Here is a 6,032-nt window from a genome sequence, read left to right as displayed (position 1 = left end):
GGCATCAGGAGTCCCTCGGCGTCCACCACGTCCCACGTCGCGACGTAACCGAAGGCGAGTCCGGCGACGGGGACGGCGAGCGTGCCGAGGAGGTACAGGGAACGGGACTCGCGCTGCCGCTCGGGGAGGGCGCGGGCGGCGGCCAGGACCGTCAGCACGGTCACGAGGACGCCGGGCAGATGCAGCAGGGCCAGCCGCCAGCCGAACAGTTCGAGCCGTTCGTCGGTGGCGAGCGTCTCGACGAGAGCTCGCGCCATCATGTATCCGGCGATGGCGTAGACGAGGGCCCCGGCTGCCCAGCTGCGGCTCAGCGGGAAGAACCAGCCGCCCTCACCACCCGCCGGTATGTGACCCGGTGCCCTGCCTCCCCAGTCGCTGCCACCGCTCACGGTTCACCCTCTCGCCGACACCCGCCCTGTTGCTCCCGGGGGCGAATGTACGGCTGGTACGTGGCCGTGACCTGGGCCCTCGGCCCCAAAACCGGGCCCAAACTCTCTGCTGTGGGCCCTTCGACGGGTACGACAGGTACGGGGCGGATCCCGAGGACCCGACGGGCCCGGCAAGCCTGCCGGCCGGTGCACGTGAAGCGGTCCGCAGTGATGACATCGCCCTTCGGCACATCGGGGCGGTGGCGTGACGACGAGGTCCACGTCCGCGACACGGACCAGCCGGAGGTGTTGCGTACCGGAACGGCCGATGTGATGCGCATCGCACTCCGGGTGCCACGGCCCGGGCCTGCCCGATCATGACCGGTATGGACGCTCGTTTCCTCGGCATCGCTGATCTCGTCGAAGTCCCGTCCGTGGCGGTCGTGGTCGACGTCATGCGCGCTTACACCGTGGCTGCCTGGGCCTTCGGTCAGGGGGCGGAAAAGATCGTTCTTGCCGAGTCGCTGGACGAAGCCCTGGCGCTCAAGGCCCGCCACCCGGATTGGGTGGCGCTCAAGGACGGCCCGCCCGCGCCCGGTTTCGACGCCGTCAATTCACCCGGCCTGCTGCGGTCCGTCGACCTCGGCGGACGGACAGTCGTGCAGAAGACCACTGCGGGGACGGTCGGCGCCCTCGCCGTCCAGGAGGTGCCGCTGGTGCTGTGCGCCGGCTTCGTGGTCGCGGAGGCGACGGCTCAGTTCCTGCGGGCACGGAAGAGCGACAGCGTCACGTTCGTGGTCACCGGCGAGGACGGGCAGGCCGATGAAGATCTGGCATGCGCCCAGTACATCGCCCGGAGGGCCACCGGAGTCGGGACGGACGCTGCCGAGTACGTCCATCGTGCTGCCGGGTCGCGCGCCGCCGCCGAACTGGCCGGCGGAGTGCGCCAGGGAGCCCATCCTGATGACGTGGCGCTCTGTCTCGAGGTCGACCGGTTCCCCTTCGCCATGGTGGCGGCCTCGCAGGGCTCGCTCATGGTCCTGCGTCCGCACCCGATGCCTTCGCCGGCCGGCGAGGACCCCGCCTGACCGCGGTGCCGGGATCCTGGGCAGGGGTGGGCCGTGGGCAGGGGAGGGCCGTGGCCCAGGAAAGGCCGTGGACTGCGCAAGCCCTCGCCCCTATCTTGGGTCGATGCCGTCGATCAAGCAGGTCCAAATCACCTTCGACTGTGCGGAACCCGAGCGTGTCGCCCGCTTCTGGTGCGAGGTGCTGGGATACGTCGTACCGCCGCCCCCGGAGGGGTTCGCGACGTGGGACGCATACGACCGCACGCTGCCGCCTGAGCGCCAGGGGGCAGGGTTCGTCTGCATGGATCCCACGGGTGCGGGCCCGCGCATGTACTTCCAGCGTGTTCCTGAAGGCAAGGTCGTCAAGAACCGGGTGCACCTCGACGTCCGGGTCGGTACCGGGCTCGTGGGTGAAGAGCGCGTGGCCGCACTCGAAGCCGAATGCGCGCGACTGATCCCGCTCGGTGCGGTGCGCGTGCGGCTGCTGGTCGCCGATGAGTTCAATGAGTCGTGCCTCTGGATGGAGGACATCGAGGGCAACGAGTTCTGCCTCGACTGAGCGAGGGGGGAATGAGGGGGCGGGTGTACGGCGGGAATCGTGCCTGATCTGGGCCCCCGGGACCCAGGACGGGCCCGTTTCCGGTCAGTCCGGTCCGGGCGGTCCGGGCGGTCCGGACGGTGGGGCAGGGCGGGCGCCGGGGTCACCGCTGACGTGCGGGTTCCGCAGAGTCGGCGGGAAGGGGACCGGTGCGGCGGAGGCGGCCGTTGAGCGCGAGATGTGCGGCGACCCCGGACACCAGGCCCCAGAAGGCCGAGCCGATACCGAACAGGGTGACGCCGATGCCGTGGCCAGGAAGGTGATCAGCGCGGAACGGGCGCAAGTACGAAGTGGAAGGGAACGGGCGGGCCTTCCCGATCCCGGGAAGGGACTCGTGGGGCTCAACAGGAACGAGTACGCGATGCTCAAGGAGATCGCCAAGGCGGGCGGCAAGACCGATTCACCCGCTTTGACAAGGGACCCCCGCTTTGCCGGCCATCCTGAGACGGTGGATAAGGCCAAGGAGGTTTACGACGGGACCTGTTCGTGACGGCGACCTACAGTTTCCTGACCGTGCACCGACCTGCCCCGCACGCCATGGCGTCGGCACTCGCCGGAGCCCTCGGCACCAGGGTCGAGGACGTGGATGCCGCCGACGAGGACATGGCGCGGACGGACGACAGGAACTGGGCCGCCCCGGTGCTCTGCACGTATCGCTCCGTGGCGGGTGACCTGGCGCTCGCCTGGGACGTCTCCGTGCCGGACGCGGTGGCGCCGCTGCCGACCGAAGCGGAGGCAGCTCTGCGGCTCGCCGGCAGCCTCGGTACAACGGTCCTGTATCCCGCCCAGGAGGCGCCCCCTTCGGCGTACTGGGCGGCGGGCCCGGACGGGACGGTCACCCGGGCGCGTCTGTACGAGGGGGAGGGCGGCCTCCCGGTCCACGTGGTGGACGCGGTCGAAGCCCCGATGAAGCAACTCCCGGCCGCGCGGGTCGAGGTGCTTGCCGAGATCCTGCGCGAGCAGCACGTGGAGACCCCGGTCACCGACGCCTTCGCGGTGGAGGCGGACCCGCGCGGTGATGCATCGGCCACCGGTACGGTGAACCGTGCCCGTGAGGCGTTGCTGCTCTGGGAGCGGCTGGTGCGCCGGATCGACGCCGGGTGGCTGCCGGGTGGCCGTTATCCCTTCGAGCTGTACACCGAGGATCTGCGTACCCGTGACTTTCTGAGCGAGCTGGCCGAGACCGTCGGCCCGGAACGCGCGCTACTGGTCCGGGCCGTGGCAGAGCTCGACGAGGTGTTCCGGCGCGGTACCGAGGACGACGCCGGTGCCTTGCTCGGGCGCCTCACCAGGTCGGGTTCGGCGGTCGCCCACCGTGGCTGGTGGTGGCACCGGCGCCCGGTGGAGCTGCCCTGGAACAGCTGAACGGCGCGTCTCCGGAGCAGGCACGTCGTACGGACGCTCGAAACCGTCGCGCGGTGTGCGGCGTCCGCTCTGCCGGGTTCGGCACGCGGGGCGGTGGGGGAGGTGGTGTTTTTGGGTGCGGGTGGCGTCAGGTTGGGTCTGTGGGCCCAAGACCGCCCGGCCGTGCGGTGGTTAGGTTCGTGGGTATGTCTGGTCCGGGGGTTGTGGGTCGTCGGTTGCGCCGTTGGTCGCGGGGGAAGGTGCCGCGGACGGGGGTGCGTCTGCTGGGGCTGCGCAGGTCGCGTGGTGGTCAGCGTGGTCAGGGTGCGATCGAGTATCTGGGTCTGGTCCTGGTGGTGGCGGCGATCGTCGGTGCGCTGGTGGCGACGGGGATCGGTGCGGAGCTGTCGGAGAAGATCAGTGCGCAGGTGTGCCGGGTCACGGGTGGGGGTGACTGTGGTGGCGGTGGCGGTGGCGGTGAGCCGGGTGTGCAGGCGGGTGATCAGTCCGGTGACGGCGACCAGGCGTCGGACGACGACGCGCCCAAGTCACAGGCGCAGATCGATTATGACGCCGCGCTGAAGGAGTTGCAGGACGCGCGGGCGGCGGAGAAGTCCAGTTCGGATCAGGCGTTGGAGGCGGCGAAGGAGCTGGCGAAGATCCTGGCGGAGGAGCTGGGGATCACTGATGCGCTGGACTGCATCACCAAGGGTGATATGGGTGCCTGTACGGAGACGTTGATCAATGTGCTGCTGAGTCTGGTCGGTGGTGCGGTCGGGAAGCTCGCGGCGAAGTACGGGGCGCCGTGGAAGTGGAAGAAGGCCGCGGAGCTGATCAAGAAGCTCAAGAAGCACGGCGGGGACCTGTATGACGGGCTGAAGGGCCTGGTCAAGAACCGCAAGAAGGTCACGGACGCGGAGAAGAAGCTCGCCGACGCGCAGAAGAAGCTCGACGCCGAGAAGAAGGACCCACCCGAGAAGGACAAGCCGGACAACAAGCCGACCGCGTGCCCCGCCCGGCACAGCTTCGTGCCAGGCACTCCCGTTCTCCTGGCCGACGGGCGACGCATCGCCATCGAGAAGGTCGACGTCGGCGACAAGGTGCTCGCGACCGACCCGTACACCGGACGTACCGGGGTGCGGAAGGTCGAGCAGGCGATCACCACCCACGACGACAAGCACTTCACCCGGCTCACCCTCCGCGCCGGTCACGGGCCGGCGCTCGTCACGGCCACCGACACGCATCCCTTCTGGCTCGTCGACCAGAGGCGCTGGGTCGAGGCCGGTGACATCGAACCGGGGGCCGAGCTCCGCACCGCGGACGGAACCGCGCTCTCCGTCGCGTCCGTGTCCCGCTTCACGCAGCGCCTTACCACGCACGACCTGACGGTGGCGGGTATCCACACGTACTACGTGGTGGCCGACCGCACCGGGCTGCTCGTCCACAACAACGACGGTCCCGCGAGCATCCCGTCCGTGGACAACGCGAGGCTGCAGAAAATCGTGGACGCGCTCTACCACGGGGTGGGCAACGCGGAACTCGTCGGTGACGGCAGTGCGATGGCAGCCGCGAGTGCCGAGGTCAACGGGGCTCCAGGCGTCGAGGGCAAGAACCATGTCCGCAGTACGGCCCAGCTCCGCGCCTCCCTGCAGAATTTCCTCACCAAGGACGAGATCCGGCTCAAGGGCGGAAAGAAGGAGCAGGTCATCCGGAGCCCCAAGGACATCAAGATCGCGAAGATCTTGATCCAGGCCATCGACGATGCTCAGCTGGGCAAGTACAAGGGCCACAAGAACTACCCGGGGCTGGATGAGTGCTGATGACCGCAGACGTACAGCTGGTGAAGGACCTGGTCTCCCGGATCCCCGAATTCGAGGATCTCTATGAGTCGCACGTCTTCAACGAGAACGGCACCGTGCTGCCGCACGTCTTCTTCTGGGACGTCACCCAGGAGACCGTGCAGTCCTATCTCGGTGCCGACGCCGACGCGCCCGACTGGCGCCGGACCTTGGCTTTCCTGGAGGAGCAGAGCGCACGCGGGGTGTCCGGCATCGACGAGGTGATCGACACCTCGTTCCTGGAGTACCTGCCCTTCCCGGGCAAGCCCGGGCACGCGATCGTCGAGGAGCTCGGGCCGGTGATGGCGGCGAAGTTCGCGAGGGTGCGGCCTGCGGGGTGACCGGGCGGGGCGGGCCTGTGGAGGGCTGTGAACGGTGTTACGGCGTCGTGGGGCCCGCCTCCCGGAGGACGCCTCCCAGGAGGGCCGGCCATGCCCGGCCGTCCCTCACCGGGCACGCGATCGTCGAGGAACCGGCCGGCCGGATGCCCCGGTCCGGGGCGGGCCTCTCCCCGAAGCCGGCCACGACGTCCGGGCGGCCCGGGTTGGGCCCCTGGGCCCAAGACGCGGAGCGGCCGGATCAATAGCGTCTGCCCCGCAGGTGATCGACGCCCGTCCCGGCGCTCCCCCCACGGCGCCGGGCCGGGCCCCCACCGGGCACGGCCTGCGGACGGATGTCACAGCAGGTCCCGCCCCGCCCCCGAGCCCTGCGGCCGATCCGGCCCCGCGTCCCGCCCCGCTGGGGGCTCATAATCGGCCGCATGCCCGATCAGCAGACCCGTCCCCGCCCGGCGGCGCCCGGACCCCGCAGCAGCCGG

General features: G+C 70.0%; 6 protein-coding genes and 1 pseudogene. 6 read left to right on the top strand and 1 reads right to left on the bottom strand.

From position 1 onward, the window contains the following. Positions 1-389: pseudogene (locus VN520_RS39460) on the bottom strand (hypothetical protein); the annotation flags it as partial. Between the two features lie 365 nt (positions 390-754). On the opposite strand from VN520_RS39460, the gene VN520_RS39455 reads away from it, so the two are divergent. The 6 genes from VN520_RS39455 to VN520_RS39425 all read left to right on the top strand — a co-directional run bounded on the left by VN520_RS39455 (position 755) and on the right by VN520_RS39425 (position 5,556). Then, positions 755-1,456, top strand: coding sequence for a 2-phosphosulfolactate phosphatase (locus VN520_RS39455; protein ID WP_325751781.1), 702 nt, complete (start codon positions 755-757; stop codon positions 1,454-1,456). Between the two features lie 103 nt (positions 1,457-1,559). Continuing rightward, complete coding sequence (locus VN520_RS39450) at positions 1,560-1,994, top strand: VOC family protein (RefSeq protein WP_325751780.1); 435 nt, start codon at positions 1,560-1,562, stop codon at positions 1,992-1,994. A 286-nt stretch (positions 1,995-2,280) separates the two neighbouring features. Beyond that, entirely contained in the window at positions 2,281-2,523 is a 243-nt protein-coding gene (locus VN520_RS39440) for a hypothetical protein (RefSeq protein WP_325751782.1), read from the top strand. Next, the gene (locus tag VN520_RS39435) at positions 2,520-3,398 is read left to right on the top strand and encodes a hypothetical protein (protein WP_325751779.1); all 879 of its coding nucleotides are present in this window, start codon (positions 2,520-2,522) and stop codon (positions 3,396-3,398) included. The genes VN520_RS39440 and VN520_RS39435 overlap by 4 nt, the downstream gene beginning before the upstream one ends. A 254-nt stretch (positions 3,399-3,652) precedes the next feature. Continuing rightward, entirely contained in the window at positions 3,653-5,197 is a 1,545-nt protein-coding gene (locus VN520_RS39430; protein ID WP_325751778.1) for a Hint domain-containing protein, read from the top strand. Continuing rightward, entirely contained in the window at positions 5,197-5,556 is a 360-nt protein-coding gene (locus VN520_RS39425) for a DUF7674 family protein (RefSeq protein WP_325751777.1), read from the top strand. Before VN520_RS39430 ends, VN520_RS39425 begins: the two co-directional genes overlap by 1 nt. The last annotated feature ends 476 nt before the right edge of the window (positions 5,557-6,032 follow it).

It is taken from the genome of Streptomyces sp., assembly GCF_035563135.1.
Taxonomy (GTDB): Bacteria; Actinomycetota; Actinomycetes; order Streptomycetales; family Streptomycetaceae; genus Streptomyces.
The sequence above is the reverse complement of the archived record's forward strand: the minus strand, read 5'-3'. Positions and strand labels throughout refer to the sequence as shown.